Origin of the sequence: Streptomyces sp. Z26 (assembly GCF_003665095.1) — a bacterium.
In the GTDB taxonomy this organism is placed as follows: Bacteria; Actinomycetota; Actinomycetes; order Streptomycetales; family Streptomycetaceae; genus Streptomyces; species Streptomyces phytohabitans.
Genome location: NZ_RCHV01000002.1, coordinates 1,561,765 through 1,588,264, shown reverse-complemented (window position 1 = coordinate 1,588,264; position 26,500 = coordinate 1,561,765). Strand labels below are relative to the sequence as shown.

The window sequence follows — 26,500 nt, the reverse complement described above, 5'->3', positions numbered from 1 at the left end:
CCGTACGACCCCTGCCGTCCGGTTCGTCCGGGTCGGGCCGGGTCGGGCCGTACGCGTGCCGGGTGCGGTCGGCGGCACGCGTACGGGTGACGGCCGGTGGGGTCAGCGCAGCGCGGCCACCAGTGCGTCGCTGGCGGAGCACCACACCTGCCTGACCTCGCTGAACCCCTGCTCGCGCAGGGTGTCGACGTGCCAGTCCGTCGCGGTCGGGCGGTCCCGCTTCGCGCCCTCCGGGGCGGGCTTGCGGGGGTCGCCCAGCAGGGCGAAGCGCTTGGCGGCGGGCCGCGCCAGGGCCGGGTCGCGGGACACCTCCTGCCACCAGGCGGACCAGTCGAGGGCGCCGTCGGCGCGCTGCTTCTCCTGGCGTGCGGAGTGCAGTTCGTGCAGCGCGGCGTTGATGCGGGGCGCCGACTCGTCCCGCATGTGGTCGGCGTTGAGGAAGACGCCGCCCTCGCGGACCAGTCCGGCCAGGGCGCCGTACAGGTCGCGCAGCGGCTCCGTGTCGAACCAGTGCAGGGCCGTGGCCGTCAGCACGGCGTCGTACGAGGTGTGGGGCAGCTCCTCGGTCCAGCCGGGCCTGGTCAGGTCCGCCTCGACGAACGACACGCGCTCGTCGCCGGTGAAGTGGCCGCGGCCGATGGTGAGCAGCGCCGGGTCGATGTCCACGCAGACGGTGGTGGCGCCGGGGAGCCGCCGCAGCAGCCGTTCGGAGATGCTGCCGGTGCCACAGGCGAGGTCCAGCACGCGGGGCGTGGTGCCGACGAGGGCCTCCACCAGGTCGATCATGACCCGGAAGCGCTCCTCCCGGTCGGGCATGTACCACTCCTGCTGACGGTCCCAACTGGTCTGCCAACGTTGCCAGTCGGACGTGGTCGTGGTCGTGGGCGCGGGGGTGGTCGTGGGGGTCATGGCTGCGGTCGGTCCTCTCGGTGAACGGGGGAGTCGGTCTCGCTCGGCGGCCGGACCTCCGGCGGCGAGGTCTCCGGAGGTACGGCTTCCGGGGACTCCGCTTCCGGAGGTACGGCGGGGACTTCCGCGCCCAGGCGCCGGGACCGCAGCAGCAGGCGGGCGGTTCCGGACCGGGGCGACGCGAGGACGGTACGGCAGTTCCCGGCCTCCACGACAGAGCCCGCGTCCAGAATGACAACGGTGTCGGCCAACTCCTCGACCAGCGCGAGGTCGTGGCCGACCCACAGCACCGCCGTGCCGCGCCCGCGCAGCCGCGCGATCTCGGCCGTCACCAGGGCGGTGGCGGTGGCGTCGAGCGCGGTGGTGATCTCGTCGCAGACCAGCACGTCGGGCGCGGCGAGCAACGCGCGTACGAGCGCGGCCCGTTGCAGCTCCCCGCCGGACAACTCGGCGGCGTATCGCGTCAGCTGAGCGGGCGTCAGGCCGAGCCGTTCCGCGATCCGGCGGGCCCGCTCCGCCGCCTCCGGCGCGGGAAGGCCACGCAGCCGTACGGCGGTACGGGCCACCTGCTCCAGCACGGTGCGCCGTTCGTCGAACGAGCCGCGCACCTCCTGCCACACGTACTGCACGCCGCGGATCTGCCGCGCCGTCCGCCGCCGCAGTACGGGCAGCGGCTCGCCGCGCAACACGAGCCGCCCGTCGTGGCGTTCGTGCAGTCCGGCGAGGCAGCGGGCCAGTACGGTCTTGCCGCTGCCGGACGGCCCGACGACGGCGACGCAGCCGCCCTCCGGCACCGTCACGGACACGTCGTGCAGCACGGCGCCGCGCCGCCCCGTACGCAGCCAGGCCGTCAGGCCGTGCGCGACGAGGGCGGGAACGGCGGTGTCCCCGGCGGCGGGTGGGGGCAACGGCCGGTCTGTGTAAGGCCGTTGGGGCGCCGGTCGGGGTGGCGGGAGGACGTCGGCGGTGGCGCCCGTGTCCGCGACGCGGCCCCGGTCCAGCAGCACGGTACGGGGCGCGACCGCCCGTACGAGGTCGTGGTCGTGGCTGAGCAGCAGTACGCCGAAGCCGTCCGCCACCAGCCGGTTCAGCTGCCCGGCCAGCCGGGCACGCGCCACCGTGTCCAGGCCGGTGCTGGGCTCGTCGAGGACGAGGACGCGCGGGCCGCACGCCAACGCCTGTGCCAGCGCGACCCGTTGGCGCTGCCCGCCGGAGAACTGGTGCGGGAAGCGCCGCCGCAGCGCCCGCCCCTCGGCCGCGCTCACGCCGCCGCCCTGCTCGCCGCCCCCGTCCATGCCCTTGCCCCCGGGGTCCGGGGTCAGCCCGGCGGTGTGCAGCGCCCCGGCCGCGTACGCCTCGGCCGCGGACCGGCCGCCGGTGCCGAACGGGCGGTGCAGGCGCGCCAGTTCGGTGAGTACGGCGCCGATCCGCCGGGCCGGGTTGAGGGCGTGCGCGGGGTGCTGCGGCATGTACGCGAGGAGGCGCCCGCGTACGTCCGCCGCTCCGGCGGCCGGGCCGTCGTCGTCGACCACGGCGACGCCCCCGACCCGTACGCTCCCGGCCAGCCGTACGCCCGGCGCCGCCTCGCCCAGCAGGGCCAGCGCGGCGGTGGTCTTGCCGCTGCCGGACGGGCCGACGAGGGCCGTCGCCGTGCCCGGGGTGACGGTCAGGTCGACGCCGTCGAGGAGGGTCGCCGTACCGGCGCGCGCCGTCAGCCCGCGCACCTCGACCAGTGGGCCCGGCCCGTACGGGGAGCCCACCCGGCCATCGCCGCCCGGCTGTTCACGTCCCGTCGCCCCCGTCATGCCGTCGCCTTCCCGTCGCCGCGCCCGCCACCCGTACGCCCGTCACCCGTACGTGCGCCACCCGTACGCCCGCCACCCGTACGCGAGCCGCTCCCCGTACGGGCCCCGCCCACCGCCCCGCCCCCCAGCAGGCCGTCCGCCAGCAGGTTCGCGCCCACCGTGAACATCACCAGCAGCAGCGTCGGCGCGCACACCGCCCACGGCTGCACGAACAGCGCCTCGCGGCTCGCCGCGATGACCACGCCCCAGTCGGGGGAGGTCGGATCCAGGCCCAGGCCGAGGAAGTTGGCGGCGGCCACGGTGAAGACGGCCGTGCCCACGCGCGTACCCGCGTCGGCGGCGGCCACCGGCAGCACCGCCCGGCCGACGTGCCCGAAGAGGACGCGCGCCCGCGACTCGCCCTGGAGCCGCATCGCCTCGGCGACGGGCCCACTGGCCGCGTCCAGCGCCGCCGCGCGCAACAGGCGGGCGACGGCGGGCACGTTGAGGGCGGCCACCGCGAGCGCCACCGCCACCGGGTGGCCGCGCCAGCCGACGCCGACGAGGCTGATCACCAGCAACGAGGGGAGCGGCAGCAGCAGTTCGACCGGCCGGATCAGCAGGTCGTCCACCCGGCGGCTGCGCGAGGCCGCCGCCGCGAGCCCCAGCGCGCCGCCGAGGACGACGGCCAGCGCCACCGCCGCGCACGCCACGCCCAGCGCGCTCGCGCCGCCGCGCAGCACCAGCGCCAGTACGTCGCGGCCGAGCGCGTCCGTGCCCAGCGGCCCCTCGTCGGGGGCGTACGGGGCGCCGTCGGACGGTACGGGGTCGGGTGCCAGGAACGGACCCAGCAGCGCCGCCGCCACCGGCGGCACCAGCAGCAGCCCGCCACCGAGCGCCCGCCCGCGCCGGGCCCGCGACCCGCGCGGCACCCCGCGTACGGGCCCGTCCCGCCGTACGCGCGCCACCCGCCGTACGCGCTCCACCAGCGCCCGTACGCCGTTCACCACCCGTGCGCCGTTCGCCACCCGTGCGGCCTTCACCGCAGCACCTCCGTACGGGGCGCCAGGCGGCGCGTGACCAGGTCGGCGCCGAGGTTCAGCAGGCAGGCCACGGCGGCCAGGGCGAGGGCCAGCCCCTGCACGGTCGGCACGTCGCGGTTCTGCACCGCCTCGACCAGCGCCGTGGCCGTGCCGGGGATGGCGAAGACGGCCTCGACGACGAGGACGCCGCCGAGCAACTGGTCGCCCGTACGGGCCAGTTCCTGTACGCCGGGCACGGCCGCGTTGGGCAGTACGTGCCGCAGCACCAGCCGCCCGCGCGGTACGCCGAGCCGCCGCGCCTGCACCGCCCAACCGGAGTGCAGCGCCGCGATCGTGCCCGCCCGTACCTGCCGCGACAGCGTGCACACCGTGCGCGCCAGCAGCACCGCCACCGGCAGCACGAACAGCTCCGGCCGCTCCCACCACGCGCCGTCGACGCCCACCCAGGTGGACGGCAGCCAGCCCAGGCGCAGCGAGAAGAACGCGACGAGCAGCAGCGCCAGCACGAAGTCCGGCACCGACGTCAGCGTGAGCGTCACGGCCGACACCGCCCGGTCCGTACGGCCGCCCGCGCGCAGCCCCGTCAGCAGCCCGACGGCGGTGGCCAGCGGGACGAGGAGCAGCAGCGTGACCGCCGCGAGCGTCGCCGTGACGCCGATCGACGCGGCCAGCACCCCGCTCACCGGGCCGCCGCCGACGAGGGACGTGCCGAGGTCGCCGTGGGCGACGCCGTACGCCCAGTCGAGGAGGCGTTCGCCCCACGGCCGGTCCAGGCCCATCTGCGCGCGCAACTCCGCGACCTGCTCCAACCCGGCCTGCTCGTTGAAGTCGACGGTGGCGGCGTCCCCCGGCAGCAGGTTCGTCAGCGCGAACACGACGACGGCCAGCACCGCGAGCTGCACGACGGTCCAGGCGCACCGGCGCAGGGTGTAGCGCAGCACCTCAGTCCAGCCACACCGTGTCGAACCGGGCCCAGTCCACGGTGTTGGGCGGGGCCTCGCGTACGCCGTGCAGCGTGCGCGCGACCGCGTTCAGCCACTCCGGGTGCGCCCACAGCACCAGCCCGCCACGGTCGCGCAGCGTCGTCTGCACCTTCCGGTAACGGGCCGTACGGTCGCCGGTGTCGACGACGGCGCGGGCGTCGGCGTAGGACGCGTCGAAGTCCCGGTCGTGCCAGGCGGTGGCGTTCTGCGGGGCGTCGGTCAGCAGCCGTTCGCTGAGGTACGTGGGGATGGGCATGGCGCCGCAGCGGTGGTTGGTGACGGTGCCGCGGGTGAGGACGTCCGTGAAGTACGACTCCGGCGGCCCGTTGGTGACGTCCACCCGCAGGCCCGCCTCGCCCGCCTGCTCGGTGAAGAGGTGCGCGGCCTGCGCGAAGCCGTCGGCGGCGGTGGAGGTGTGGAAGGACACCTTCTTGTTGAACAGGCCGGTACGGCGCAGCAGTCGCCGTGCCTCCGCCACGTCCCGCTCGCGCTGCTCCAGGCCGGACGGGTAGTACGCGTAGCCCTTGCCGTACAGGTCGTTGCCGACCTCCGCGCGCCCCGCGCACACCACCTCGACCAGCCGCTCCCGGTCGACGAGCAGTTTCACGGCCAGCGCCGCCCTCGGGTCGTCGAACGGCGGCCGGTCCGTCTTCAGCGCGAAGCCCTGCACACCGCTGCGCTTCGTCGCCACCACCCGTACCCGGCTGTCGTGTGCGACGGTGCGGGCGAACGTCGGCGTCAGCTCGTGCGCGTAGTGCACCTCCCCGCCGCGTACGGCGGCGGCGCGCGCCTCGGTGTCGGCGGACAGCACGCGCACCTCGTCCACGTGCGGCGCCCCGGCCCAGTGGTCGTCGAAGCGGCGGGCCGTGAAGGAACGCCCGGCGGTGAACGACACGAAGCGGAACGGGCCGGTGCCGACGGGGTGTTCGGGGTCGTCCCAGCCCTTGCGGACGACGGCCGTACCGGTCATCGCGAGCAGCGTCGGCAGCTCCGCGTCCGGCCGGTCGAGGGCGATCTCCACGCCGCGCGCGCCGACCGCGCGGGACTCGCGGAGGTCGATGTGGGACAGGGAGTGCTTCGCGAGGTGGTCGGCGGCGTCGGGGGAGAGGATGCGGGAGAGGGAGTACAGCACGTCGTCGGCGTCGAGCACGTGCCCGTCGTGGAACGCGGCCTCGCGCAGCTCGAACCGCCACACGCGCGCCGTACGGTCGCTGGTCCACGAGCGCGCCAACCGGGGCACGGGGCGCAGGGTGGCGTCCAGGTCGACGAGCTTGTCGAAGACCGCCTTGTGCCGGGCGATGTCGACGAACTGCCGCTGCGCGTGCGGGTCCATCGTCTCCTTCACGCCCGCGCCGGGGAACGCCGCCCGCAGACTCCCGCCGCGCCGCGGCCCGCCGGAGCCCGTACCGCCCGAACTCCCCGCCGACTCGCACCCGGTGAGCAGTACGGCACCGGCGGCGGCCGCCGCGGTGAGGACGCTCCGGCGGGTGGGGGTGACCGGCATGCGGGCGGACCTTCCTGCGGGGGCGGGCGGTGGTGGAACGGCTGGAACGGGTGGCGCCGCTGGAACGGGTGGCGCCGCCGGGCCGGGGCGGCGTACGGCATATGCATCCAACAAGTTGTTGCGAGGTCTGTGCAACAGGCCGCCCTGTGGCGTGGGACACCCCGGGGTACGGCGCCCGGCGCCCGCCCGGCGCGCGTCGGCGTGACCCGTCCCACCTGCGTCCGCGCGCATTGGCCTCTACCAATGCGGGCTCCCGTGGAGTAACTTCGGCGCCGGACGCCCCCGGCACCCCGAGGCTCCGGCACCCCGCCGCACGGCACCCGGCAGCGCCGGGCGGGAGCGGCACCACCCCCCCCCACCTACCGAGGGAGACCCCCGTGCGCGACACCTTCGCGAACTCCGGCGACCAGCGCGTCAGCAGACGCGGCGTGCTGCGCGGCGCGGCGGGCGCCGCGCTCGGCCTCGCCGCGGGCGGCACACTGCTCGCCAACGGCGCGAGCGCCGCACCCCGACGGCCCGCCGCGCGGGCCGCGTTCGCCGCCGAGCCGCACAACTGGATGTCCGGGCTGCCCGACGACCGTACGATCGACGACCTGACCATCCCGGGCACGCACAACAGCTGCGCGACGGTCGGCGGCCCCTTCGACACCGCCAAGTGCCAGGACCTGTCGCTGCCGGACCTGTTGAGCGGCGGCGTGCGCTTCCTCGACATCCGGTGCCGCCCGATCGACGGCGCGTTCGCCATCCACCACGGCGTGATCTACCAGAACAAGAACTTCAACAACGTCCTCACCGAGTGTCGCGACTTCCTCTCCGCGAACCCGGGCGAGACCGTGCTGATGTCGGTGAAGAAGGAGCATTCGGACGCCTCCGCCGAGGAGTTCGCCGCCATCTTCAACGACCTCTACATGAAGGAGCAGGGCTTCGACTCCCTGGTCCACCGCGACTCGGACGCGCTGCCCTCGCTCGGCGCGGTACGCGGCAAGGTCGTGCTCGTCGCCCGCGAGCCCGGCATCGGCGGCATCGACCGCAACGGCCCGCTGCTCTCCGTCCAGGACGACTACCAGCTGCCGGTCGCGGAGAAGTGGGACCGGGTGCAGGAGCACCTCGACGCCGCCAAGTCCGAGGCGGGCGGCACCAAGCGGCTGTCGGTCAACTACGTCAGCACCACCACCGGCGAACTCCTCCCGGCGCCGCGCAACTACGCCAAGGAGCTGAACCCGAAGGTCGAGACCCGCCTCAACGAGGAGTACGACCGCGGCGACCGCCCCGTCTACGGCGCGATCCTCCTCGACTTCGCGGGCAGCGAGGCCGCGGACCTGCCGAAGGCGATCTACCGCCTCAACGAAGGGCTCTGAGTCCCACCGGGCCCCGCGCCCCGCACCACCCCACGACGGCCCCGTCCGCCCCGGCACCCCCCGGGCGCGCGCGGGGCCGCCGCCGTACGGGCGCGCGCGGGCCGCCGTACGCCTCCCCGTTCCCCTACGCGCACCCGTGCCCGTACGCGTACGGGGGGCGGTCAGGTGTCGCGGGCCGTGAGGTAGCGGGTGACCATGGCGACCAGTTCGTTCTCCAGCCGGGTCAGGTCCACCGGGTCGGGGGCGGCGACCAGTTGGTGGACGACGAGTTCGACGGAGAAGACCGCGAGCCGGGCGGCGGTCTCGGTGTCCTCGACCCGTACCTCCGGATGCCGGTCGAAGAGAGCGCGGAAGAACTCGACGCGCTCCCGCTGCCGTTCGTCGACCTTCGCCAGCAACTCGCGGGTGCGCGGCGCCTGTTCGACCATGACGCGCAGCAACTGCGGGTCGTCGCGGTGGTTCTCGACGGCGGTCCGTACGAAGAGGCGCACCGTGCCCTCCAGCGACTCCGGCAGCCCGTCCGCCCGGTCGCGTTCCATGGCGGCCACCCCGTCGTCCAGGTGCCGGGTGACCAGCTCGCTCAGGATGGCGTCCTTGTTCGGGTAGTACTGGTAGAGCGAGCCGATCGAGATCCGCGCGCGCTCCGCGATGCGGTTGGTGGTGCCCGCCGCGTAGCCGTACTCCGCGAAAACGTGAGCAGCCGCGTCCAGGATGCGCTGCCGGGTCAGCTCCGCGCGGGCCTGCCGGGGCTGTTTCCGCGGCTCAAGCCTGCGGTCGTCCGAAGCCATGACGCCTCCCTGGCGGACGCGCGTACGCGAGTGGCGCGCGAAGCGAATGATTGCTCATAATTCTGCCATGAGCTGCACCGATACCCGCGGTGCGGTCGTCCGTCCGTGTTCTTCCAGCAGTGCTCCGGAGGTCGTCATGACGCCTGCCCACGCCACCGCCCGGAGGGTGTCCCCGGACGAGGTGCGCGCCCGCCTCGGGGAGCCCGAGCCGATGACCCGGGCGAAGGTCCGCGACCGCGTCGACGCGCACGCGCACCGCTTCATCGCGCACTCGCCGTTCCTCACCCTCGCCACCGCCGACGCGCGGGGCCGCGCCGACTGCTCGCCGCGCGGTGACTACCCCGGCTTCGTGAAGGTCCTCGACGCGCACACCCTCGCGCTGCCCGACCGGCCGGGCAACAGGCTCGCCGACTCCTTCCGCAACCTCGCAGAGAACGACGGCGTCGGCCTGCTGTTCTTCGTCCCCGGCGTGCGCGAGACGCTGCGCGTCAACGGCCGCGCCCATCCCACCGACGAGCCCGACGTGCTCGCCCGGATGCGGACCGAGGCGAGGGAACCGGCGTTGGCGCTCGTCGTCGAGGTGGCGGAGGTCTACTTCCACTGCGGCCGCGCCCTCATCCGCTCCCGCCTGTGGGACCCGGCCAGCCAGGAACTCGCGGCGGAGCTGCCGTCACCGGGTCAAGTCGCCGTCGACCAGCTCGGGTTGGACATGGACCCGGCGCTCGTCGACCAGGGCCTGGAGACGGGCTACCGCAAGCTGTTCTGACCGCCCGAACCCTGACCGTGACGGTTTCCGCGATCCGCCCGTACGCGCCCCCCTCTCTCTCCCACCCCTCCCTCCCGCGAGGTGATCGACCGATGCAGCAGACCGTCCTCGACCGCGCCGACCCGCTCGCCGACGACGTCCTCTCCCTCGAACTGCGCGGCGCCGACGGCCCGTTGGCCCCCTGGGAGCCGGGCGCGCACATCGACCTGGCGCTCCCGAACTGGCTCACCCGGCAGTTCTCCCTGTGCGGCGACCCCGCCGACCCCGAGCGCTACCGCGTCGCGGTCCGCCACGACCCGCTGAGCCGGGGCGGTTCGGAGTACGTGCACCGGTTCCTGCGTACGGGGCGGCCGTTGGAGGTGTCGTTGCCGCGCAACCACTTCCCGCTCCTGCCCGCGCCCGCGTACCTCTTCCTCGCGGGCGGCATCGGCGTCACCGCCGTCGCCCCGATGCTGCGGGCCGCCGTCGCGGCCGGGGCGCGGGCGGAGCTGGTGTACGTGGGGCGGTCGGCGTCCGCCATGCCGTTCGCGGACGAGCTGCGCGCCGCGTACGGCGAGCGGGTGCGGACCGTCGTCACGGCGGAGGAGGGGCGGCCGGACCTCGCCGCGCTGGCGGCGCGTACGGCTCCCGGCACGCTCGTCTACTGCTGCGGGCCCGCCTCAATGCTCGCCGACGCGGAGGCGGTGTTCCCCGCCGAGCGGCTGCGGACGGAGCGGTTCCGGCCCCGGGAGCGGGAGTTCGCGCCCGCCGCGCCGTTCGAGGTGGCGTGCGCCCGCTCGGGGCGCGTCGTCGAGGTCGCGGCGGACGAGTCGCTGCTGGACGCGCTGGCGTACGCCGGGCTCCCGCTGCCGTCCGGCTGTCGGGAGGGCGTCTGCGGCAGCTGCGAACTGGCCGTGCTGGAAGGGGAACCGGAGCACCGCGACGACGTCGGCGCCCCGGCGGGCCGGATGTACGCGTGCGTGTCCCGCGCCCGTTCGCCCCGGCTGGTGGTGGACCTCTGAGGGAACGGGCGGCGTCCGGCCGCGAGCCGCAGTCACGTCGAGATCCCGCGACCTATTGATTTTCGATCGACATCGATCGAAAATCGATGGATGAACGGTGCTGTCGTCTCCACGCTCCGGGCCGGTGTCGCCCTGGCCCTCCTCGTCGGATTCTTCGGTCAGGCGGTGGTCATCCCGACCACCGCCGCCGACGAGGTCGACCGCTTCCCGCCGTACGGCCCGTACGAACTGCCGTACGTCACCGTCGCCGTCCTCGGCGTCGCCTGCGTCCAGGTCGCGCTCGTCGCCACGTGGGTGCTGCTCGGCATGGTCCGGCGCGACGCCCTCTTCACACCCCGCGCGTTCCGCTGGGTCGACATGATCATCGGCGCCTCCGCCGTGGCGACCCTGCTCGCCCTCGGTGTCACCGGGCACCTCCTGGTGGCCGACATCCCCTCGCCCGACGACGGCATGGAGCTGCTCGGCGCCCTCTTCACGGCGGCGGCGGGTACCGGCGTGGGGGCGGGGTTCGCGCTGCTGGTCGTCGTCATGCGCGGCCTGCTGCACAAGGCGACGCACCTCCAGACCGAGCTGGCCGGGGTGGTCTGATGGCGATCGTCGTCGACCTCGACGTGCAGCTGGCCCGGCGCGGGATGTCGGTGGGGGACTTCGCGGAGGCCGTCGGGATCACGCCCGCCAACGTCGCCGTACTGAAGAACGGCCGCGCCAAGGCCGTACGGTTCACGACCCTCGACGCGATCTGCCGCGTCCTGGAGTGCCAGCCGGGCGACGTGCTCCGCCGGGTGCCCGACGAGGGAGCGCCACCCGACGGCCCCTAGGTGGTCACACGCGTACGTACGGTCCCCGCGCCCCGCGTACGTACGGTCCCCGCGCGCCCGGCACCTTCGTCGCCCCCGCCCGGCACCAAGGAGGGGTGCGCGCCCCCTACGGCCCTCACTATCGTCACCGTGTGGAAGCGACAGCGACAGCCGCGCGTGCCCTCGCCCGCCGGCTACTCCCCGGCCCCTGGACCCGTACGCGCCTCCTCAAGGAGGCAGCCGTCGGCGTCCAGCTCGCGGGGTCGTGCGTGCTGATCCAGCTCAATACGGACCACGGCCTCCTGCCGACCGTCCTGAGCACGCTCGCCGTCCTGGTGCTGGGCCTCCTGCGGATGGCTTTTCCCGCGACGGTGCTGGTGATCGCCGGGGCGCTGAACGGCGGGATCGTGGACGGCGCGACGCCGCTGCTGGTCGTCGCCAGCTGGTCCGCGGGCTGGCGCATCGAGCGGCCGAGGAACGCGGTGGCGGCGTTCGCCGCGACGTTCGCGGTGCAGACCGCGCTCACGGTGCACACGAACCCGTGGGTGTTCTCGCTCGCCCGGGACGCGGCCTTCGTCTCCGTGTACTTCGTGGGCGTCGCCGTCGTCCCCGCCCTGATCGGCCGCTACCGCGCGCAGCGCCGGATGCTCCTGCTCACCCTCCACAAGCACAACTCCCAGCTGCTGCGCGAGCGGGAACTGATCGCCGGGCAGGCCCGGTTGCGGGAGCGCCACCGCATCGCCCAGGACATGCACGACAGCCTCGGCCACCAGCTGGCCCTCATCGCCGTCCACACCGGCGCGCTCCAGGTCGACCCGACGCTCTCGGACCGGCAGCGCGAGGCCGTCGGCGTGCTGCGCGACGCCTCCGGGCTGGCCATGCACGAACTCCGCGACGTCGTCGGCCTGCTGCGCGACGACACCCAGGACGTGCGCGCCGACCGCGCGGAGCTGCACGGTGTCGCGCACGTGGACGCCGTGGTGGACGCGTCGCGGGCCGCCGGGGCCACCGTGGAGCTGCGGCGCTTCGGCCGCGCCCGTCCGTTGGGCACGGCGGGCGACCAGGTCGCGTACCGCGTCGTGCAGGAGGGCCTCACCAACATCCACAAGCACGCCCCCGGCGCCCCCGTCACCGTGACCCTGCGCTACGAGCCGGACTCGTTGCTCGTCGAGGTCGCCAACGGCCCGGCGGACGACGCCGCCCGCGCCGCCGCGGGCAGCGCGGTCAGCGGCGGCGCGGGCCTGCGCGGCCTGGAGGAGCGGGCCGGGCGGGTCGGCGGGATGCTGCACCACGGGCCCGCGTCCGGCGGCGGCTTCCGGCTGGCGGCGGTGCTGCCGTACGGCGAGGAGGACGGCGCGTACGGGGGCGCGTCCGGCGGTACGGACGGAGGTGCCGGGGCGCCCGCGGACGCGACGTTCGTCGCTGCGGAGGGCGACTTCCGGCGGCAGACCGGGGTGGGCGCGCTCGGCGACGGTGGACCGGTCATCGACCGTTCCCAACTGTCCGAGGAGTACAACGCCGTCATGTCCACCAGGAAGAACACCGCCATCGGGTGCGCCGCCGTCTGCGTCATCGTGGTCGTCGGGGGCCTCGCGCTCCTCGGCTGGGGCGCGATGAAGCTCTTCGAGGAGGTCGACAAGGCCACCATCTCGGAGGACACGTACCGGAGGATCGAGCTGGGGTCCTCGCTCGACGACGTGGAGTCGCGACTGCCGGAGGGCAGCGACCTGATGACCGGCGAGTACGAGTCCGAGGGGCCCGCGATCCCCAAGGGCGCCACATGCCGCCACTTCATGTCCTCCGCGACCAAGGAGAACCTGGAGAAGGAGCTCGTGTACCGCTTCTGTTTCCGTGAGGGGAAGCTCGTGGAGAAGCAGTCCTTCGAGGTCAAGCTCTGACCCGTCGCCCGACCGGGCCGCGGGCGGGGGCCCGGTCGGGCGACGGACCGGGGGTGCGCGGGCGTACGGAGGCGGGGCGCGTACGAGCGGGGGCGCGCGCCCCGGCGGGGGTGGGCGTACGGGGGAGGCGCGCGCGGCCATGGCCTAGGCTACGGTCGTCCCCCACCCGCACCACCCACCCCGGTGCACCCCACCCCACCACCGCCCTGGAGGCCGAGTGATCCGGGTCCTCGTGGCCGACGACGAGCCGCTGATACGGGCCGGTATCCGCATGATCCTCGACTCCGACGACGGCATCGAGGTCGTCGAGGAGGCGGGCAACGGCCGGGAGGCCGTCGACCTCGCCCTGCGCCACGCGGTCGACGTCGCCCTCCTCGACATCCAGATGCCGGTCCTCGACGGCCTCTCCGCCCTCGCCGAACTGCGGCGCGCGGCACCCTCCGTACGGGCGCTGATCCTCACGACGTTCGGGGAGCGCGACAACGTGCTGCGCGCCCTCAGCGACGGCGGCGCCGGGTTCCTCCTCAAGGACTCCGCGCCGGACGAACTGATCCACGCGGTACGGGCGGCCGCCGCGGGCGGCGCGTACCTGTCGCCGGTGGCGACCCGGCACGTGGCCGACACCTTCGCCTCCGGCGGCGACGCGGAGCGCGGCGAGACGGCCAGGCGGCGCCTGGAGGTGCTGACCGGCCGGGAGCGCGAGGTGCTGGCCCTGCTGGGGGAGGGCCTGTCGAACGCGGACACCGGCGCCCGGCTGCACATGAGCGAGTCGACGGTGAAGACGTACGTCAGCCGCATCCTCACCAAGCTGGGCTGCGGCAACCGCGTCCAGGCGGCCCTGCTCGCGCGCGACGCGGGCCTGGGCTGACGCGGGCCGGGCTGACGCGCGCGGGTGCCGGGACGCCGGGGCGGGCGGCGCCGGGGCCGTACACGGCGTCCCGCGTAGGATCGACAGCCGGTGGCGACCGACGGGGAAGGCGACGGGGAGAGGCGCGGTGGACGCGATGTCCGATGCGGACGGACTGACCAACAAATCGGTCGTCAAAGGGGCGCTGATCCTGCGCGAGTTGGCGCGCCACGAGCAGGGCGCCACGGTCACCGAGCTGGCGAGCGCGGTGGGCCTCTCGCGGCCCACGGCGTTCCGCATCCTCAACAGCCTGGAGCAGACCGGGTTCGTCGACCGCAGCGACAGCAAGTACTCGCTCGGCTGGGAGTTCTCCCGCCTCGCGCGCCGCGCCGACCCGTACGCCGGACTCGTCGGCCGCATCCAGCCCGTACTGGACGCGCTCGCCGAGGACGTGAAGGAGACGGTCACGCTGTCCGTGCCCACCCCGGCGCGGGAGCTGGACCTGATCGCGGCCGCCAAGGGCTCCCACGTGGTGGGGGTCTCGGTGGGCCAGCTGATCGGGCAGCGCTGGCCGCTGCACGCCAGCGCCGGGGGCAAGGTCCTGCTGGCCTCCCTCGACGAGGAGGCGCTGCTCGAACTGCTCCCGGAGGAGCTGGAACGGTTCACCCCGGACACGATCGGTGAACGCCGTGCCCTGCTCAAGGAGTTGGGGCAGGTCCGCGAGCAGGGCTACTCCGTCATCGACAACGAGCTGGAGGAGGGACTGCTGTCCGTCTCCCGCCCGTTGCACGACTCGGCGGGCGGTCTGGTGGCCGTCGTCACCGTCGACGGCCCCCGCTACCGCTTCGGGCGCGACCGCATCCCCGCCACGCTCCAGCGGATGCGGGACGCGATGGAGCAGCTCGAACGTCTGCTGTGGCCCGGCTGGGAGGGTCAGGCGGCGGCGGGCGCGCGGTAGCCGCCGAGGCGGCCCCGGTGCACGACGAGGGGTTCGCCGGGACCGGTGCGCATGCGCAGCACGCGGGCGATCACGATGACGTGGTCCCCGCCGTCGAGTTCCCGCTCCCACACGCAGTCGATCCAGGCGACGGCACCGCCGACGCGCGGCGCCCCCTCGGGCGACGGGTGCCAGTCCACCCCGGCGAACTTGTCGCCCGCCTTGCGCGACAGCGCCCCGCACACCGCGTCCTGCCCCTCCGCGAGCACGCTCGCCGTGAACGTGCCGCAGCCGCGTACGAGGGGCCAACTCCCCGACGTGCGGGCCACGCTGAACGTCACCAGCGGCGGCGCCAGCGACAGCGACTGGAACGTGCCGACGATCAGCCCGGCGGCCCGTGCCGCCCCCGTCTCCGGGTCCGCCGCCACGCCCGCCACCGCGACGGCGCCCGTCGGCAGGTGCGACATGACGTGGCGGAAGTCCAGCTGGTCGTCGGCGCGGTACTCGGTCGCGGCGGTCGTCGTGGTCGTGGTGATCATGGCGGCTTCCCTTCGGTCTGTCGTGCCGGTGTGCGTGTGTGCCGGTGCCCCCCGACTCGGGTGCACGTGTGTCGCTGTGCGTACGGGCGTCAGCCCGGCGGTCCGGTGATCTCCCGCGCCACCCGCAGGCCGCTCTCCACCGCCCCGTCGACGAAACCGGCCCACAGGTCGGCGTTGTCGCTCCCCGCGTAGTGCAACAGCCCCTCGCGGCGCCGCAACCCCCGGTGGTACGAGGTGAGTTGGCCCGGCCGCTGCATCAGCCACGTCTCGCCCGCGTACGGGTCGGCCATCCAGTCGTGCCCGGTGACCTCCAGCACCTCCAGGTCGTCGCGCCACACCCGCAGCGCGTCCCGTACGGCGTCCACGTCGTCGGTACGGATGCGGCGCGCGTCGGCGCCGAAGGCGACGAGGACGGCGTCGTTCTCGCCCAGGTACTCGGTGCGGACCACCGACAGGGCGTGCGCCCCCGAGGAGTACGCGAAGAACGGCGCGAGCGGCCCGCGTACCCGTATCCACAGCTTCACGCCCCGCGACGCCGTCCCCTCCCGCGCGGCGGCCCGCTTCTCCGGGCCCAGCGGCGGCGTGAACGCGACGCTGTCCAGGATGTTCTGCGGGAGCGTCACCACCACGGCCCCCGCCGTGACCTGCGTCCCGTCCGCGAGGTGGACGCGCGCCTCCGGCCCGCCGTGCTCGACGGCGCGTACGGGGGCGCCCGTACGGATCTCCGCGCCGCTGTCGGCCGCCAGCGCGTCGACCAGCGCGCGCGTACCGTCCGTCAGCCGGAACACCGCCGACGCCTCGTGCATCAGGTGCCAGTGCCCAGCCGACGCGGCGGTCCAGCGCAGCGCGCCCACGTACGCGCCCTCGTCCAGCGGCGCGTTGAAGTGGCCCACCCAGGCGGCCTCGTTGGCCTGGTACTCCTCGACGGACAGCCCCAGCGCGTCCAGCCGGTCCCGTACGCTCCACGCGTCCGCCGCCGCCAGCCCCTCGTGCGCGACGGGGTCCCACGGGCGGGGGATCAGGTCCATGGTGTCCGCGAGCAGACGGCGCATGCCCGGGTCGATCAGGTCCATGAAGTCCCGCAGCGAACCGGTACGCACCTCGCCCCCGGCCAGCCAGTACGCCGTCTCCGCGCGCGGGCCGCGCGTCACCCCGAGCCCGTACCGCGTGATCTCCGCCCACACGTGCGGCTGCGTCCAGTGCAGCCACGTGCCGCCCATCTCCAGGTCACGGCCGAGCCGGTGGTCGGTCCAGACCCGGCCGCCGAGCCGGTCGCGCGCCTCCAGGACCGTGACGCGCCGCCCGGCCCGCCCCAACTCCCGGGCGGCGACCAGCCCGGCCACGCCACCGCCGACGATCACCACGTCGGTGTCCGGTGTCACTGCCATCGCGTTTCCCCTCTCCGGTCGTGCCCCGCTGTGCCCCTGTCCGCGCCGTTCCCCCGGTCCCTCCGCGCGCCGTCCCGCTGTGTGCGTCGGCCCCGTCCTGTCGCTGCCCCGTCCTGCCGCTGCTCCGTCGGACGGGCCGTGCGCGCCGTCCGGGCCGGACGGTCAGCGCGGCGGTGTGGTGGCGGACCCGGCGAGCGGCGCGTACGCGGACGACGCGCCGTCTCTGGGTCCCGCGCCGGTGCCGTCGCCGTGTCCGTTCTCCGCCTCCCTCCGCGCGCTTTCCGCCTCCGCGCGCGCGGAGGCGCGAATCCGCGACGCGGGGTGGTCGGGCAGGGTGTGCCGCTGCCCCGCGCCGTAGAAGCCCTCCCGCAGGGTCGCCGTACCGCCGCCGTCCCGCGCTCCGCCGCCCTCCCCGACCAGCCCCTGGTCGCGCAGCTCCGGCAGCGCCAGCTCGATGAAGTCCTCCCAACTCCCGGGCTTGGTGGCGTAGCTGAGGTTCAGGCCGTCCACGTCCGCCACGTCCCGCCACCTGCGCAGCTCGGCGGCGACCGTACGGGGCGACCCCACGACCGTCGCCCCGGTCCCGCCGACGCCGAGGAACTCCGCGATCTGCCGCGCCGTCCACCGCCGCGACGGGTCCGCCCGGGAGAACATGTCCACGATCGAGCGCACCCCGTCCACCGCCGCGTACTCCAGCGGCGCGTCCGGGTCCACGCCGCTCAGGTCGATGCCGGTCCAGCCGGAGAAGCGGGCGAGCGCGCCCTCGTAGCTCGCGTGCCGCACGTGCCGCTCGTACTTCTCCCACGCCTCCGCGTCGGTCGGCGCCACGACGACCGTGACTAGCGCGAACACCTTCACGCTCCGCGGGTCGCGCCCCGCCTCGACGACAGCGGCGCGCGTCTTCTCGACGCCACGGCGGGTGAGTTCGGGCGTCATCGTGTTCACGAAGACGGCCTCCGCGTGCCGCGCGGCGAACCGCAGCCCGCGCGCGGACGCGCCCGCCTGGAACAGCAGCGGTGTGCGCTGCGGCGACGGCTCGCACAGGTGGACGCCGGGCACGTCGAAGTACCGGCCGCGGTGCCCGACGGGACGCAGGCGGCGCGGGTCGACGTACGTGCCGGACGCGGCGTCCCGTACGACGGCGTCGTCCTGCCAGGAGCCCTCCCACAGCTTGTAGCAGACCTCCAGGTACTCCTCCGCCATGTCGTACCGCTCGTCGTGCGGGATCTGCCCGGCCAGCCCGAGGTTGCGGGCGGCGGACTCGCTGTACGACGTGACGACGTTCCAGGCCACGCGGCCCGCCGTCAGATGGTCCAGCGTGCTCATCCGGCGCGCCAGCGCGTACGGCTGCTCGTACGTCAGCGACGCCGTCACCCCGAAACCCAGGTGGCGCGTAGCGGCGGCCATCGCCGGGACGACGAGTGCGGGATCGTTGATCGGGAACTGCGCGGCGTCGCGTACGGCCGCGTCCGGCGAACCGCCGTACACGTCGTGGCAGCCGACGGTGTCGGCGAAGAACACCCCGTCGAAACGGGCCTCTTCGAGCATGCGGGCGATGCCGGTCCAGTACGACAGGTCGGTGTAGCGCATGCCCGCGTCGGCGACGTCGCGCCAGGAGCCCGCCGTGAGATGGGCGGGGGCGGTGACGTCGAAGGCGAACAGCTTCAGGGGCTCGTTGCTCATCCCGGACCTCCAGAACGGATACGAGAAGGCTTCCCGCGGGGTGGGTGCCGCAGGGGCGCAGCGGGCGTTCGACCGCGAAACGTTCAGCATGCGAACGCCACGTTCATGTTCAGCACTCCGTCCGGGCTGTGTCAACGGGTCGGCGCCACGCGTCCACCCGGTCCGGCGACGCCCGGTCGGGGCCTGGTGATCGAGGCTGGAAACGACCGTGGACGTGGAGGGTTGCGGAGGAGGGGGTGCGTACTGCCGCGGGTCGGGGTGGTGTGCCGGACGCGGGTGCGGGGTGTTTGTGGGTGCGAAGAAGTGAACGCGACGTTCATTTACGCGCACCGTGCCGTGACCGTACGCGTCGGGCCCGTACGTCCCGCGCCGGTCGATGGCGCCCGGCCCCCAACCGGGGCCTTGGTGGCCAGACTTGGGTCATGGTCGAACAACTCCAGGAAGCACTTGCCGCGTTGGTCCCCACCCTGCTCGGCGCCGCCATCGCCCTCTACGGCACGCTGCTCGTCGTCCGCGACACCCGGAAGGGGCGCCGCCAAGCAGCCGAACAGGCGGGCGCCGCCCAGCTCCTGGCCCAACTCCGCGCGGTCCGGGTCGACCCGGACACGGTGCGTGACCGGGCCGCCCGCGTGGAGTTCGAGGAGGAGTGCCTCGCCGGCGTGCTGGCCATCCGCGACCGCGCACTGCGCAAACGCCTCACCGCGTCCGTGACCCTCGTCGCCCACGCCTCCACGGACGGCGAGTACCTCCAGGACGGCACCGACGAGAACGCGGGCAGCCTGCTCTTCCTCGCCCGCCAGGACGTCCGCCGCTGCCTGGAGGCACGCCTCGACGGCGAACGCGCGCCGGAACCCGTACCCCGCTGGACCCGGGCGGTCGAGGCGTACGAGGGCCACGAACTGCGCATCGAGGACCGGATGCGCAGGGACGAGGAGGAGGGCGAACGCAGGCGACGCGCACGCGCGGCGGGCGAGTAGCGGGGCGCGCACGGCACGGCGTACGGGCGGCTGCGGACCTACCGCATTCGGCCAAGTTCCCACGGAGGTCGGGGCGTTGGGTCACTCGTACGAGTGGTGTACGAATGTCGGGGGAATGTCCGCTTCCGGTGAATCGCCCGAGGGTACGGGGCCGTTGACCACGGAACGGGCTTCGGACGATCCGCTTCCGGAGCGGTCCGAGGGCCTCGGTGGGGCCGGTCGTTCCGTAGCCGTGATGTATACGCTCTGTGTCCAAGAGGGTACGTACGGCTCGGTCGACTTCGCGACCGCTGCTACGGGGGAGGCTCGCTTGACGACGCATGGGGGACCGGAGCGGAAGTGGCACACCGTCGCGGCCCGGCAGTCGACCGACATGCTGAACGTGCTGTTCCAGGCGTTCCGCAGGAGCAATCCCATGGCGCTGCCGCAGCTGGTGCTGCACGTGGCGCCGCGGCACCCCGCGACCCCCGAAGACCCGGAGGCGCCGGACGGCCCGGCGGCCCCGGCGGACCCGGGGGCCCATCCGGACGTCCAGGTCGAGGAGGCCCTCGAAGGGTTGGCCGCCAAACTGCGCAGCGGAGGGGTGCCGTACGCCACGTTGCGCAAGTCGCCCTCCGACGGTGAGGGCGGCCAGGGCGGAAACCCGGACGGCCGGGGCGATCCGGCCCCCGGACCCGACGCCGACGGCGCCCCGGAGCCCGCCCCCGACGACCACGCCGGGGCCAGGGCGTGGCGCGCCCGGATGCGCGCCCTGCACCTCGTCCAGGACCTCGCCCGGACGGCCTCCGAGCGGTCCCCCTCCCGCGCCACCCGCTCGGGCGCGGAGCCGCCGGAGGACACACCACGCCCCTCCTGCCTGGCGGACGACCACTGGGTGGCCAAGGGGCAGCAGTACGGTCGCTACGCCTTCCCGCGCAGCGACCTCCTCACCGTCATCGAGAACGCGGTCGCGAAGCACGACGGCACCTGGAACGTGTTCGACCTCACGGAGGAGCTGAACGGGCTGGGTTGGCGCCCCAACGGCAGCCGCACCTCCGCCCGCCTGCTCGACGCGCTCAAGGACAGCTCCCAGACGCTGCCCGCGCTGCTGATCGTGCTCGTGACCGCGCTGGTCGCGGAGTGGCCCGCCCACCTGCTGGTGGGTGCCGTGGTGCTGCTCGTCGTGCTGGCCCTCGTGCTCGGCGCGCTGTTGGGCCGGGCACCGTTGCTGCTCGGCAGGCGACGGGAGATCCGCTGGTTCCTCGGCACCACGTATCTCGACCAGGGCCCGCACGCCGACCGTGGCGAGGGAGGACCGTGGCACCTGCTCAGACTGTGGCCGCCCGGCTCCGTCCGGCAGCGCCTCGTCGCCGTGGCCGACGACATCTCGGACAGCGGCCTGTTGCGGGAAGACGGCCCGCCGTCCGACTCCCTGACCCCGCAGGGTGAGGCCGCCCAACGCCGCCACCTCCACCTCCGGATGCACGCCCTGCGCGAGGACCTGCGCGACGCCCACAACGTGTGGGGGCTCGACCTGCGGGGACGCAAGCGGCCGACCCCGCCCGTCCTGCTGCTGCCCGGCGCCGACTACGAGAACGGCGGCATCGAGCTGATCAAGGCGCTGAGCGACATCCGCAGCATCCGCAGCGAGCTGGACCCGCTGCTCGTCGTGGCCACCGTGCGCGGCGCGCACGTGGACGACCTCGAGCACAGCCACCGCCTGACCACCCCCGAAGGGGGCGGCGGCCCGGTGGCGGGCCCGATGGCGTCCCTCCCGGAGTGGTACGTGACGTGGAACCACGAGCGGCGGGTGAACCAGGCGCCGAGCATCGGCGTCGCCCACCTCCCCTGGGTGTTCCGCGTCCCGGTGGACGACGGCGCCACCGCCGTGCCCGACCTGAGGACCCACCGCACGGAACTGCGGGCGGGCAGACCCCGTTGGACCTGGCTGTGGTCGCTGCCCGCGCTCGTGGTGGTGCTCGCGGCGGGCGCGCTCGGCGCGGCGTGGGAGGACCGGAAGCGGGGCGACGAGTTCTGCGACGGGGACCTGCGCGGGATCAACCGCGACTCCCGCTGGGAGCAGGTCGTGAGCACGGAGGAGGAACGGGGGCGGAAGCCGAAGCGGGAGAAGGAGTGCGTGGGCGTCGCCACCGGCTCGGTCACCTTCGCGGGGGAGAACTCCCGCAGTGTGCAGGGGTTCATCCGGGACACCAACGAGGAGATCGCCGGCGACCGCCACGTGACCATCGTCTACGCGGGTCCACTCGGCGGCGACGGCGACGAACTGGTCAAGGGCTTCCAGGAGTTGCGCGGCGCGTACGCCGTGCAGCGCGCCAAGGTCGGCAAGTCCGTGAAGCTGCGGATCCTCGTCGCCAGCGGCGGCCGGGACATGTACAACCAGCGGGCCATGGCCGAGCGCGTCGTCGAACTGTCGCGCCGCGACCCGACGATCGTCGGCGTCGTCGGCATGGGCCGGAACATGACCGACAGCCGCGAGGTGCAGGACATGTTCCGCGAGGCGTCGCTCGCGGTGGTCTCCGGCACCAACTCCGGCACCAAGCTGGCCGAGGACTACCCGAACTTCTTCGGACTCGCCGCCACCGACCAGTGGCAGAGCGAGCAGCTCCAACTCGTCGCGGAGCAGTTGGCACGGCGCTCCGCGCCCGGCGGCGGGAAGAAGTCCGGGGCCGCGCGGCCGGAGCGGCCGCGGGCCGTCGTGCTCGCCCGCGCGCCCGCGAGCCACGACCAGTACACCCGCGACCAGAAGAAGTACGCCACGACGATGCTCGACGCCGCGGGTTACGACGTGAAGGTGCTGCCGGACTACGAACTGCCCGGCGGCAGCGCCAACCTGGACGACCAGACCGCGGACATCTGCGGACGGGGCGACGTGTCGAGGGTGGTGTACTTCGCGGGCCGCTCCGAGGACGTCGGACCGCTCATGGAGGGGCTCAGCTCTCCCGACTGCGAGGGCGAGCCGATCGCGATCCTCGGCGGCGACGACCTCTCCAAGGCGGGCTTCGCACAGAAGGAGACCCACGTCGCGGACAACGTCACGCTGTACCACCCGACGCTGACCGCCCTGCGGCCCGCCGCCGAACACACCGACTTCTACGAGCGCTTGAAGGGCCTCCCCGCGGAGCAGCGCGAGAGCCTCCGCGTCAGACCGGGGACGACGTTCGCCTCTCCCGATCTCTCCAACGGGCAGACGGCGTTGACCCACGACGCCACCGAGGTGCTCTACCGCGCCGCCACCGCGGGCGGCCGACCGCGCGGCAAGGCGGAGACGTGGGCGAACCTGCGCCTCCAGAAGGTCGGCGGCCTGGCGACAGGCACCATCGACTTCACCGCCATGCCGTTCCACGGCACCCGCGACGGGTACGGGATCACGCTGATGAAGATCGCCAACCCGGGCAAGGGCACGTACGACGCGACCGTCGTCTGCGAACGGATGGCGGGAAACACCGAGCCGTTGACCGAGAAGGAGTGCGACATCGGGGAGTAGGCGGACCACCGGACGCGCACGGGCCCGCCGGCCGCGCACCGTACGCGGCGTTCAGCGCGCCCGCCGCGTACGGACCGGTCCTGGCGGCTGGCCCCTCCTGGCCCGCCCCTCCCGCGCGCCGGATCAGCCGAGCCGGGCGGCCGCCGTACGCCATGCCGCCGTCAGCGCCTGCCGCGCGCGTTCCGTGGCGGCGGCGCGGTCACCGGGCAGGGCGAGCGGCATGCCCACGTGCACGTGGAGCGCGGGTCGGCGCAGCGGCGCCGTGCACACGCCCGCGAGCTGCTTCGGTACGCGCCCGGACGCCACCCGCCGCGCACCGGCCTGCCCCATCGGCACGACCGGGGCGCCGGACCGCTGCGACAGTCGGGCGACCCCGCTGCGGAAGGCGCGGGGCGCCGCCTCCGCCACGTCCGTACGGGTCGGCAGACCGCCCTCCGGATAGACCAGCACGACGCGCCCCCGCCCCAGCGCCTCGGCGGCGCGCTCCAGGGCGTCCGCCGCGCGCGCGTCGCCGCGGCGTACGGGGATGTGCCCCTCGCGGGCGAGCGCCCGCCCGAGCACCGGCACGCGCCACAGTTCCGCCGCCGCCATGACGACGGGCCGTACGCCGAGGCGGTGCAGCGCGGCGAAGACGACGGCGGGGTCCACGTACGACGTGTGGTTCGCGACGACGATGCTCCCCGGCACGACCTCGGCACCCGCGTCGGCGGTCACGGTGAGGCGACCCGCGGCGGCGGACACGAGGGTGTCGGCGATACGGCTGATCATGGGCGGACTCCCGTACTCCCGTACTCGGCAGGGCTGTCGGCCATCGTCGGCCGCGCGCCGTGCCCGGGGCATGAGTAGCCGTACTCGCTCGCGCTGAGCTGTTCGCCGCTGTCGTACGAACGCGGGGCCCGCCCGGAACCCGTACGCGGACCGATGAGTCCCGCCCCGCCGCACGGTCCACACAGAGACCGGGGGCCCGCCCGCCCGAAGCCGCGACACAAGAGGAGCGTGCACCGCATGACCGACGAGACCCACGTGACCCAGGAGACCCACGTGACCCAGGAGACCGACGGGACCGACGAGCACGTGAGCGCCACCCTGACCGTCCCCGCGCCCGCCGCCCGGGTCTTCGCGGTGCTGGCGGACCCGGCGGCGCACGCCGCGATCGACGGCACCGGCTGGGTCCAGGAGCCGGTGGACCTGGCGCCGCTCACCGCGGTGGGGCAGCTCTTCCGGATGGGCATGTACCACTCCGGCCACCCCGACGGCACCTACGAGGTGGTCAACCGCGTCCACGTGTACGAACCGCCGCGCGCCGTCGGCTGGTTCACCGGCTACCGCCGGGACGACGGCGAGCTGGAGTTCGGCGGCTGGTACTGGCGCTACGACCTGGAACGCCTCGACCCGTCCACGACGGCGGTCACCCTCACCTACGACTGGTCGGCGGTCCCGGACTCCGTCCGCGCGTACCTCCGCTTCCCGATGCTCGGCCCCCACCACCTCACCGACTCCCTCACCCACCTCTCCACCCTCGCCACCACGACCCCACCCCCCTGACCTCGGTGCTCTCGTACTCCCCGTACATCCGCGCGCCGACCCGGTCCGCGACCCCGGGACTACCCCGCGCTGTCCAACGGGAGCCGGAGGACCGACGGGTGGGCGCCCGGGGAGTCCGGGGAGCCGGTCTCCCGGAGCGCGGCCAGTTCCGCGTCGGACAGCGCCCGGTCGTACACCCGCACCTCGTCCAGCGCGCCGTCCAGCCACCCGCGGCTGTCCGCCTTCTGCCCCAGGTGCACGCCGAACGTCGAGCTGAGGCTCACCGTCCCCGGTACGTCCGGCGCCGCCGTCTGCGCGCCGTCGACCGCGAGCCGCAGTTGGCCGCCCGCGCGCCGCAGCGCCAGGTGGTGCCACGCGCCGTCGTTGTACGCCTCGCCGGTGCCCACCGTCGCCGTACGCACCGCCGGTCGGCCCTCCGGCGTGACACCCTCGGCGGCGGTGACGAGGGCGGTGACCCGGCCCCGGTCGGGTTCGCCGCGCACCCACATCTGCGGGTTGTTCGCGCCGACCCCGCCCATCCACAGGAAGGGCTGGTCGCCGGAGGTCGCGCGGTAGCGGAACCACAGGCTGGCGGTGAAGTCCCCCGAGCCCAGCCGCAGCGAATCGCGGTACGGGAGCCGTACGGCGTCGTCCTTCCCGTCGAACGCCAGCGCCCGCCCGAACCGCCCGTCCGTCGCCCGCGCGCCCCCGAGCACCGCCGCGCCCTCGGCGGACGGCGCCAGGTCCGGGGTACGCGGGTCGGGTCCGCGCCGCGGCCCCAGCCACGCGTCGGTGAAGCGCGCGAAGCGGATCTCGTCCCGCGCGTCGACGGCGCCGCCCTCGTACAGCAGGCCCGTCTCGTCGTCGGAGAGGGCGACCATGTCCGAGTAGCCGGACCAGTCGGCGGTGACCTGCTTCCCGCGGTCGACGCCCTCCCAGGTGCGCCCCTCGTCGTACGAGGAGCGGATGGTCATCGTCCGGCGCCGGTCCGGGTCGGCGGGCGCGGAGAACAGCATCCGGTCGCGGCCGTCGCCCGGCTCGCCGCCCTCCCGCAGGAGCGCGCCCTGCACCATCGGGGCGTACAGGTCGGGCTGGGCGCGGAACGGGTGGTCGAAGGTGGCGCCGCCGTCGCGGCTGACCGCGTACGTACGGTGACCGAGGTCGGTGCCGTCCTGCTCGCGGCCGTTGACGTACACGGAGCCGTCGTTCCGTTCGGCGACGGTCACCTCGGAGGGCTTCTGCCGGAACGACCGGTCGTCCCCCGTCGGCCAGGAGTCCACGGCGCCGACGCGCCAGCTGCGGCCCGCGTCGTCGCTGTGCAGGAGCGCGGCGTGGTTGGCGGTGACGCGGTCGCCCTCGTACGTCTCGGCGTTGACGCCGAACACCAGGCGGCCCGCGTGCGGCCCCCGGGTCAGCTGGATGCCGTGCACGGGGCCGGTGGCGTACCAGGAGTTCCAGCCGGGCGGCCGTACGGACGCCGTGATGTCCTCCGGCGCGGACCAGGTGGCGCCGTCGTCCTCGCTGTACTGGAGGTGCGGCGTCCGGTCGCACGGGGTGTCGCAGGAACCGGCGTCGTCGCGGCCCTCGTTGTACGTGGTGGCGAGCACGATCCGGCCGGACTCGCGGTCGACCAGGGGCGCCGGGTTGCCGTGGGTGTCGCCCCCGCCCTCGTCGACGACCTGGAGTGCGCCCCAGGTGCGCCCGCCGTCGTGGGAACGCTTGAGCACGAGGTCGATGTCGGAGGCGTCACCGCAGTTCGCGACGCGCCCCTCGGCGAAGGCGAGCAGGGTGCCCTCGACGGTGCGGACGACCGCGGGGATGCGGAAGCAGGCGTAGCCGGGGTCCTGGGACGCCTTGAACAGCACCTGCTGCTCGAAGCCGCCACCGGCCCCCGCCGGGCCCTCGTCCGCCGCGGTGGCCCGTACGGTCACGTCGGGTGACACCAGCACCGCCACGGCGAGCGACAGGGCGGCGCGGCGCCGGGTACGCAAGGCGCGGGTGCGTGCGCTGGTGGGGGGATGTCCGGTACGGGTGATCGTGGAGAGGATCGACGGCATGGTGCGTCCCTTCAGCCGATCTACCGGACATCACATCCCATGTCCGGACGACGAGGCGTGCCTGTGCATGATGCCCGCCCGCGCGGCGCCGCACTCGGCCCACGGGGCGCCGGGCGCGACCCGGTACGGGGACGGCTCTCCTCAACGTCCTTGTGCGGTAAGGGCGTTGGCGACCCGGCGGGGGAGCGGGAGCCGCCACCCGGGGGAGGGGGCCGGTCGGGTGGGCGGGGCGG

At 74.4% G+C, this 26,500-nt stretch carries 22 protein-coding genes; 11 read left to right on the top strand and 11 right to left on the bottom strand.

What is annotated here, in order from left to right:
• Positions 1-102 precede the first annotated feature (102 nt).
• The 5 genes from D7M15_RS06995 to D7M15_RS06975 are packed head-to-tail and all read right to left on the bottom strand — an operon-like array spanning position 103 to position 6,223.
• A complete protein-coding gene (locus tag D7M15_RS06995) occupies positions 103-909 on the bottom strand; it encodes a class I SAM-dependent methyltransferase (RefSeq protein WP_165906211.1) in 807 nt (268 codons plus the stop codon).
• Positions 906-2,714 carry an ATP-binding cassette domain-containing protein gene (locus D7M15_RS06990; protein ID WP_121516695.1) on the bottom strand — a complete coding sequence of 603 codons (1,809 nt, stop codon included), beginning with the start codon at positions 2,712-2,714 and terminating at the stop codon, positions 906-908. Before D7M15_RS06990 ends, D7M15_RS06995 begins: the two co-directional genes overlap by 4 nt.
• On the bottom strand, positions 2,711-3,736 hold the full coding sequence (locus D7M15_RS06985; protein ID WP_240649165.1) for an ABC transporter permease subunit: 1,026 nt from the start codon (positions 3,734-3,736) through the stop codon (positions 2,711-2,713). The genes D7M15_RS06990 and D7M15_RS06985 overlap by 4 nt, the downstream gene beginning before the upstream one ends.
• Positions 3,733-4,677, bottom strand: coding sequence for an ABC transporter permease (locus D7M15_RS06980; protein ID WP_121516694.1), 945 nt, complete (start codon positions 4,675-4,677; stop codon positions 3,733-3,735). Before D7M15_RS06980 ends, D7M15_RS06985 begins: the two co-directional genes overlap by 4 nt.
• A 1-nt stretch (position 4,678) precedes the next feature.
• The gene (locus tag D7M15_RS06975) at positions 4,679-6,223 is read right to left on the bottom strand and encodes an ABC transporter substrate-binding protein (protein WP_121516693.1); all 1,545 of its coding nucleotides are present in this window, start codon (positions 6,221-6,223) and stop codon (positions 4,679-4,681) included.
• Between the two features lie 377 nt (positions 6,224-6,600).
• Here D7M15_RS06975 and D7M15_RS06970 point away from each other — a divergent pair, with 377 nt between their 5' ends.
• The gene (locus D7M15_RS06970) at positions 6,601-7,581 is read left to right on the top strand and encodes a phosphatidylinositol-specific phospholipase C (protein ID WP_121516692.1); all 981 of its coding nucleotides are present in this window, start codon (positions 6,601-6,603) and stop codon (positions 7,579-7,581) included.
• 161 nt (positions 7,582-7,742) lie between these two features.
• Here D7M15_RS06970 and D7M15_RS06965 read toward each other — a convergent pair whose 3' ends face one another.
• Entirely contained in the window at positions 7,743-8,369 is a 627-nt protein-coding gene (locus D7M15_RS06965) for a TetR/AcrR family transcriptional regulator (RefSeq protein ID WP_121516691.1), read from the bottom strand.
• A 136-nt stretch (positions 8,370-8,505) separates the two neighbouring features.
• On the opposite strand from D7M15_RS06965, the gene D7M15_RS06960 reads away from it, so the two are divergent.
• The 7 genes from D7M15_RS06960 to D7M15_RS06930 all read left to right on the top strand — a co-directional run bounded on the left by D7M15_RS06960 (position 8,506) and on the right by D7M15_RS06930 (position 14,636).
• On the top strand, positions 8,506-9,135 hold the full coding sequence (locus D7M15_RS06960) for an MSMEG_1061 family FMN-dependent PPOX-type flavoprotein (RefSeq protein ID WP_121516690.1): 630 nt from the start codon (positions 8,506-8,508) through the stop codon (positions 9,133-9,135).
• Between the two features lie 92 nt (positions 9,136-9,227).
• Entirely contained in the window at positions 9,228-10,136 is a 909-nt protein-coding gene (locus D7M15_RS06955; protein WP_121516689.1) for a PDR/VanB family oxidoreductase, read from the top strand.
• A gap of 90 nt (positions 10,137-10,226) precedes the next feature.
• On the top strand, positions 10,227-10,724 hold the full coding sequence (locus tag D7M15_RS06950; RefSeq protein WP_121516688.1) for a DUF2975 domain-containing protein: 498 nt from the start codon (positions 10,227-10,229) through the stop codon (positions 10,722-10,724).
• Complete coding sequence (locus tag D7M15_RS06945; RefSeq protein WP_121516687.1) at positions 10,724-10,954, top strand: helix-turn-helix transcriptional regulator; 231 nt, start codon at positions 10,724-10,726, stop codon at positions 10,952-10,954. Before D7M15_RS06950 ends, D7M15_RS06945 begins: the two co-directional genes overlap by 1 nt.
• Before the next feature lie 131 nt (positions 10,955-11,085).
• A complete protein-coding gene (locus tag D7M15_RS06940; RefSeq protein WP_121516686.1) occupies positions 11,086-12,831 on the top strand; it encodes a histidine kinase in 1,746 nt (581 codons plus the stop codon).
• A 217-nt stretch (positions 12,832-13,048) separates the two neighbouring features.
• Positions 13,049-13,699 (top strand): response regulator transcription factor, encoded by a 651-nt coding sequence (locus tag D7M15_RS06935; protein WP_121516685.1) that lies wholly within the window; start codon positions 13,049-13,051, stop codon positions 13,697-13,699.
• A gap of 136 nt (positions 13,700-13,835) precedes the next feature.
• Entirely contained in the window at positions 13,836-14,636 is an 801-nt protein-coding gene (locus tag D7M15_RS06930) for an IclR family transcriptional regulator (protein ID WP_121520358.1), read from the top strand.
• Here D7M15_RS06930 and D7M15_RS06925 read toward each other — a convergent pair.
• The 3 genes from D7M15_RS06925 to D7M15_RS06915 all read right to left on the bottom strand — a co-directional run bounded on the left by D7M15_RS06925 (position 14,612) and on the right by D7M15_RS06915 (position 18,225).
• Positions 14,612-15,154: a flavin reductase family protein gene (locus tag D7M15_RS06925; protein WP_121516684.1), complete on the bottom strand. Its 543-nt coding sequence runs from the start codon at positions 15,152-15,154 to the stop codon at positions 14,612-14,614. The genes D7M15_RS06930 and D7M15_RS06925 overlap by 25 nt on opposite strands.
• Positions 15,155-15,243: 89 nt before the next feature.
• Positions 15,244-16,542: an NAD(P)/FAD-dependent oxidoreductase gene (locus D7M15_RS06920; RefSeq protein WP_121516683.1), complete on the bottom strand. Its 1,299-nt coding sequence runs from the start codon at positions 16,540-16,542 to the stop codon at positions 15,244-15,246.
• Positions 16,543-16,704: 162 nt separating this feature from the next.
• Positions 16,705-18,225 carry an LLM class flavin-dependent oxidoreductase gene (locus D7M15_RS06915; protein ID WP_121516682.1) on the bottom strand — a complete coding sequence of 507 codons (1,521 nt, stop codon included), beginning with the start codon at positions 18,223-18,225 and terminating at the stop codon, positions 16,705-16,707.
• Between the two features lie 422 nt (positions 18,226-18,647).
• On the opposite strand from D7M15_RS06915, the gene D7M15_RS06910 reads away from it, so the two are divergent.
• Positions 18,648-19,202, top strand: coding sequence for a hypothetical protein (locus D7M15_RS06910; protein WP_127201715.1), 555 nt, complete (start codon positions 18,648-18,650; stop codon positions 19,200-19,202).
• 310 nt (positions 19,203-19,512) lie between these two features.
• Complete coding sequence (locus D7M15_RS06900; RefSeq protein WP_165906165.1) at positions 19,513-22,686, top strand: ABC transporter substrate-binding protein; 3,174 nt, start codon at positions 19,513-19,515, stop codon at positions 22,684-22,686.
• Between the two features lie 123 nt (positions 22,687-22,809).
• On the opposite strand, the gene D7M15_RS06895 is transcribed toward D7M15_RS06900, so the two are convergent.
• Positions 22,810-23,454: a lysophospholipid acyltransferase family protein gene (locus tag D7M15_RS06895; RefSeq protein WP_121516678.1), complete on the bottom strand. Its 645-nt coding sequence runs from the start codon at positions 23,452-23,454 to the stop codon at positions 22,810-22,812.
• A gap of 237 nt (positions 23,455-23,691) precedes the next feature.
• Between D7M15_RS06895 and D7M15_RS06890 the strand changes: the two genes are divergently transcribed.
• Entirely contained in the window at positions 23,692-24,231 is a 540-nt protein-coding gene (locus tag D7M15_RS06890) for a polyketide cyclase (protein ID WP_240649164.1), read from the top strand.
• Between the two features lie 59 nt (positions 24,232-24,290).
• On the opposite strand, the gene D7M15_RS06885 is transcribed toward D7M15_RS06890, so the two are convergent.
• Positions 24,291-26,267 (bottom strand): sialidase family protein, encoded by a 1,977-nt coding sequence (locus tag D7M15_RS06885; RefSeq protein WP_121516677.1) that lies wholly within the window; start codon positions 26,265-26,267, stop codon positions 24,291-24,293.
• Positions 26,268-26,500: the final 233 nt, after the last annotated feature.

Excerpts from the sequence above, each read along its gene's own strand:
- D7M15_RS06995 (WP_165906211.1), bottom strand. The coding sequence starts at position 909 with ATGACCCCCACGACCACCCCCGCGCCCACGACCACGACCACGTCCGAC.
- D7M15_RS06990 (WP_121516695.1), bottom strand. The coding sequence starts at position 2,714 with ATGACGGGGGCGACGGGACGTGAACAGCCGGGCGGCGATGGCCGGGTG.
- D7M15_RS06975 (WP_121516693.1), bottom strand. The coding sequence starts at position 6,223 with ATGCCGGTCACCCCCACCCGCCGGAGCGTCCTCACCGCGGCGGCCGCC.
- D7M15_RS06965 (WP_121516691.1), bottom strand. The coding sequence starts at position 8,369 with ATGGCTTCGGACGACCGCAGGCTTGAGCCGCGGAAACAGCCCCGGCAG.
- D7M15_RS06960 (WP_121516690.1), top strand. The coding sequence starts at position 8,506 with ATGACGCCTGCCCACGCCACCGCCCGGAGGGTGTCCCCGGACGAGGTG.
- D7M15_RS06955 (WP_121516689.1), top strand. The coding sequence starts at position 9,228 with ATGCAGCAGACCGTCCTCGACCGCGCCGACCCGCTCGCCGACGACGTC.
- D7M15_RS06950 (WP_121516688.1), top strand. The coding sequence starts at position 10,227 with ATGAACGGTGCTGTCGTCTCCACGCTCCGGGCCGGTGTCGCCCTGGCC.
- D7M15_RS06945 (WP_121516687.1), top strand. The coding sequence starts at position 10,724 with ATGGCGATCGTCGTCGACCTCGACGTGCAGCTGGCCCGGCGCGGGATG.
- D7M15_RS06930 (WP_121520358.1), top strand. The coding sequence starts at position 13,836 with ATGTCCGATGCGGACGGACTGACCAACAAATCGGTCGTCAAAGGGGCG.
- D7M15_RS06925 (WP_121516684.1), bottom strand. The coding sequence starts at position 15,154 with ATGATCACCACGACCACGACGACCGCCGCGACCGAGTACCGCGCCGAC.
- D7M15_RS06920 (WP_121516683.1), bottom strand. The coding sequence starts at position 16,542 with ATGGCAGTGACACCGGACACCGACGTGGTGATCGTCGGCGGTGGCGTG.
- D7M15_RS06915 (WP_121516682.1), bottom strand. The coding sequence starts at position 18,225 with ATGAGCAACGAGCCCCTGAAGCTGTTCGCCTTCGACGTCACCGCCCCC.
- D7M15_RS06910 (WP_127201715.1), top strand. The coding sequence starts at position 18,648 with ATGGTCGAACAACTCCAGGAAGCACTTGCCGCGTTGGTCCCCACCCTG.
- D7M15_RS06895 (WP_121516678.1), bottom strand. The coding sequence starts at position 23,454 with ATGATCAGCCGTATCGCCGACACCCTCGTGTCCGCCGCCGCGGGTCGC.
- D7M15_RS06890 (WP_240649164.1), top strand. The coding sequence starts at position 23,692 with ATGACCGACGAGACCCACGTGACCCAGGAGACCCACGTGACCCAGGAG.
- D7M15_RS06885 (WP_121516677.1), bottom strand. The coding sequence starts at position 26,267 with ATGCCGTCGATCCTCTCCACGATCACCCGTACCGGACATCCCCCCACC.